The organism is Bacillus sp. Xin1, from assembly GCF_013314535.1.
In the GTDB taxonomy this organism is placed as follows: Bacteria; Bacillota; Bacilli; order Bacillales; family Bacillaceae_G; genus Bacillus_A.
In genome coordinates this window covers 1-3,525 of sequence record NZ_JABUAE010000102.1, presented here as the reverse complement: position 1 = coordinate 3,525, position 3,525 = coordinate 1, and the positions used below count along the sequence as shown (strand labels likewise).

The following is a 3,525-nucleotide window of genomic DNA, read 5'->3' as shown; positions in this document are numbered from 1 at the left end:
TGGTCTAGGATAGCCTGTATAGATGTAGTTGCATCTTTTTTAGAAAGAGATGCTTTCTCGGCTACGTGGTTAATTAATTCAGTTTTATTCATTTTAAACCTCCATAGAATACTTTATGTTAAGGTATTATAGTGTTTTTCGAGGAAAGGTGCAAATCATCACCTAACATTTTATAATTTCACGTACCTCAATTTTAATAAAAAATTGAAACACTCAAAATAAGTATACATTTTAGTCTCTCATTCTTGATTTCTTCCTGGAGTATATCCCGTTCTTTTTGGACAGTAAAATAAACAAAATGGAGCGTATTATATAGCTTTTGGCTAACAATCTGGAGAAATACATACATAAAAAACCATTTTAGCTGAAATATGGTACCATAATGTAAAAGGGGGATGAGAATATCAATGCAAAATATACAAAATGAGTACTATGAACAACTGAAAAATAAAAAAGAAAATGTGATGGTCATCTTAAAAAATGGCTTTCGGGTTCCTGGTCAGATACTTGGTATAGATAGATTCACAATTTTATTGATGGTGAACGGTAAACAGCAATTAATTTATAAAACGGCTATTTCCACCATTACTACATAATACATAAGAACAGAATCTGGAATCGACTTTGTTCTCAATAAGGGGTACGGCAACATCGCCATCAAGCTAAGGGAAACTAGAATGTAGAAATACATATAAATATTTCTCTAACAGTTTAATAAAAGGAATTTCGATGAAAAAGTGCATGCGAAATAACCCTTACGGGCTATTACGTGTTCGGTAAAGAAAAATAATAATTTTTCATTCAACAACTATACCGAAGTCATATTCGGTATAGTAAAATACTTCAAAAACTTTAAAACTGACGAGTGGCTTCAAAAAGAAGTAATCGTTGCCGTACCCGATTAAAAGATTCGCTTTTGTTTGTAGCCGCTTGAATTGTGCTTCTTAATTCCTCGTCCGATAAATGTAACATTTGAAGCTACCTAAGGTTTGAAAAACAACGAAAAATTATAGGAATATACGCACTTAAGGAGAGATTTGAAAATGTCTTTTTCTCAATTAAATATTGATGCTTTTCGAGCTATCAATGATTTAGGTAAACAATATTCGTTTCTAAACTCAACCATGATATTTTTGGCAGAATATATGGAGTATTTCTTAGCTTTAATTATTGTAGTGTATTGGTTTACTCGATCTAATCAAAATAGAATGATGGTTGTTCAAGCGATGATTGCTTTTGTGACTGCTAAGATAATTGGAAAACTCGCAGGGGAATTTCATTTGAATTATCAACCATTTGCAGTATTACCTGATGTTAATAAACTTGTCGATCATGCAGTAGATAATTCATTTCCTAGTGACCATACGATTCTATTTTTTTCAATTTGCTTTTCATTTTGGCTTGTTCGTAAAAAGGTTGGATGGTTATGGCTTGTGTTTGCATTCTGTGTAGCTATCTCTCGTATCTGGGTAGGCGTTCATTATCCTTTCGATGTCGTAACGGGAGCTTTATTAGGAAGTATTTCAGCATTATTTTCGTATTGGTTAACACCTAAAATTACATTTATCAAAGAATTACTTAAACTTTATGAAAAAATGGAGCAAAATGTCTTACCATCCAAAAACAAATCGAAAGACTTTTAAGGGTTCTGTTGCGAAATTTGGTTCTGGTGCAAAAATCATTTGATAGAGGCATAGAAACCTGTATAGACTGTTCAATGGTAGATTATGATGCAATTCCAAATCATTTATGTATGAATCTAACTTCATTTTGGGCAGACTTCACCTGTAAGTGAAGTTGTCCTTTTTTCATCATATGCATGGTTTCAACGCCACTCAATATAGAAGTAGCTGTTTCATATGACTTGAATCCTAACATAGAACGTACACGTTTCTTAATGAAACGGTGATCTTGTTCCACTATATTATTGAGATATTTAACTTGCCTTAGTTGTATGCCTTCAGGCATACGTTTCTCTTCTTTTAATTCTTGAATTGCTACAGCATAGGCAGGGTTCTTATCTACTGTTATTACACGAGGTTTACAAATATGAGAAGCAGCCAAGGCTTTCTTGAAAAAGCGCTTGGCTGCTTGTTTATCTCTTGATTCACTTAAATAAAAATCAATGGTATTTCCGTCTGAATCGACTGCGCGATATAAATACATCCATTGTCCTTTTACTTTCACATACGTTTCATCAACTCTCCAAGAATCATTTGTTGTCTTAAGATGACGTCGTACTCTTTCATCTAATTCAGGTCCATATTGATGCACCCAACGCATAATAATGGTGTGAGCAATAGACAAACCTCGTTCCTCCATCATTTCCACCAAATCACGAAAACTTAGGTTGTACCGTAGGTACCATCTTACCGTTAATAAGATAATATCAGGTTGATAGTGCTTCCATTTGAACAAATTTTCCTTTTTCATACCGATCATACACCTTTTTTAGAATAATAGTATCAGTATGTCCAAGATTTAGAGATTATTTGCAATTTCCCTGAAGTTTTTGCACCAGAACCAGAATTTTTATTGTTGCAATTGTCATTGGATTAGGAGCCAATTTAATAGGGCTTTACCTACTAAAAAAAACAAATTGTAAGAACGGATAACCCCTTTCTCCTAACGAGAGGAGTTTGCTTTGAATAACGAGAATTATGTAAAAGAGCTGTCCAAATGGATGGCTTATTTTATTTTTTGCTTAGCGTGTTTTTTTCCGAAATGCTGGCGGTACTCCATCGCTATCAAGCTAATATTTTATAGTACCCCATGCCCATCAACTTAAGAAAACAAGTTACACCCAAAAACAAAAAATCCCTCAGACAAGCCAAGGGACCGCTTATTTACACAAAAATATTGATGGTACAGATTTAATTTTTGATAACTACATATATTATTATAATGGTTAATATGTTATGTCCTTTGTTATTCAACTAACGCCCCTGTTAGGAGCCAATTATTTTACAAGATTCTTCTGTAATTCCTCTATTATAAGCTCTGCACCTACCGGGCTTAGCGTAAGCTTTCCGTCTGCTAAAGTAATATTCTTATCAGATACTTCTCCTGTTATTGCACAAGCGCCATGCGCTTTATACTTTTTCAAGATAATCTTTTCACCTTCTACATAAATCTCTAATGGTGCCTTATCTTCAATTTCCAGCGTGCGTCTTAACTCCATTGGTATAACGATACGTCCTAAATCATCTAATTTTCGAGTTACTCCTGTTGATTTCATGAAACCTCTCCCTTATATATTCTATAGCTCTATATTTCTCATACCCTATGCCATTTTCTCATTGTAACAGGCTTTCTCCGTACATGAAAAACATTATGATTCAAAAACTGACGACCAGAACAAAGATATTTTTACACTTTTACTTAAAGGCCTCACCATACATGCCCATCAAGTTAAGGAGACGAATTTCCCCCAAAATGAAAAAAACGTTATTCTTTCAGTAAAATACTTGAAAGGATAACGTTTTTTATGGTTCTCTCGCTTTCTGAATAAGCCCGTTGAATATT

Annotated in this window: 5 protein-coding genes; 2 read left to right on the top strand and 3 right to left on the bottom strand. The window is 33.8% G+C overall.

Annotation, left to right across the window (positions count from 1 at the left end):
* The coding region (locus tag HRG09_RS27675; protein WP_174104010.1) for an HU family DNA-binding protein at positions 1-92 on the bottom strand (92 nt) is incomplete at its 3' end.
* A 315-nt stretch (positions 93-407) separates the two neighbouring features.
* Here HRG09_RS27675 and hfq point away from each other — a divergent pair.
* Together hfq and HRG09_RS27665 are read left to right on the top strand one after the other, a co-directional pair.
* Entirely contained in the window at positions 408-596 is a 189-nt protein-coding gene (gene hfq, locus HRG09_RS27670; RefSeq protein ID WP_174104009.1) for an RNA chaperone Hfq, read from the top strand.
* Positions 597-1,043: 447 nt separating this feature from the next.
* Positions 1,044-1,643, top strand: coding sequence for an undecaprenyl-diphosphatase (locus HRG09_RS27665; protein ID WP_174104008.1), 600 nt, complete (start codon positions 1,044-1,046; stop codon positions 1,641-1,643).
* A 100-nt stretch (positions 1,644-1,743) separates the two neighbouring features.
* Here the strand turns inward: HRG09_RS27665 and HRG09_RS27660 are convergent, their stop codons facing one another.
* Both HRG09_RS27660 and HRG09_RS27655 read right to left on the bottom strand, forming a co-directional pair.
* Positions 1,744-2,433 (bottom strand): IS6 family transposase, encoded by a 690-nt coding sequence (locus HRG09_RS27660; RefSeq protein ID WP_174104007.1) that lies wholly within the window; start codon positions 2,431-2,433, stop codon positions 1,744-1,746.
* Positions 2,434-2,959: 526 nt separating this feature from the next.
* Positions 2,960-3,238 (bottom strand): AbrB/MazE/SpoVT family DNA-binding domain-containing protein, encoded by a 279-nt coding sequence (locus HRG09_RS27655; RefSeq protein ID WP_174104006.1) that lies wholly within the window; start codon positions 3,236-3,238, stop codon positions 2,960-2,962.
* Between the last annotated feature and the right edge of the window lie 287 nt (positions 3,239-3,525).

Excerpts from the sequence above, each read along its gene's own strand:
- hfq (WP_174104009.1), top strand. The coding sequence starts at position 408 with ATGCAAAATATACAAAATGAGTACTATGAACAACTGAAAAATAAAAAA.
- HRG09_RS27655 (WP_174104006.1), bottom strand. The coding sequence starts at position 3,238 with ATGAAATCAACAGGAGTAACTCGAAAATTAGATGATTTAGGACGTATC.
- HRG09_RS27665 (WP_174104008.1), top strand. The coding sequence starts at position 1,044 with ATGTCTTTTTCTCAATTAAATATTGATGCTTTTCGAGCTATCAATGAT.
- HRG09_RS27660 (WP_174104007.1), bottom strand. The coding sequence starts at position 2,433 with ATGAAAAAGGAAAATTTGTTCAAATGGAAGCACTATCAACCTGATATT.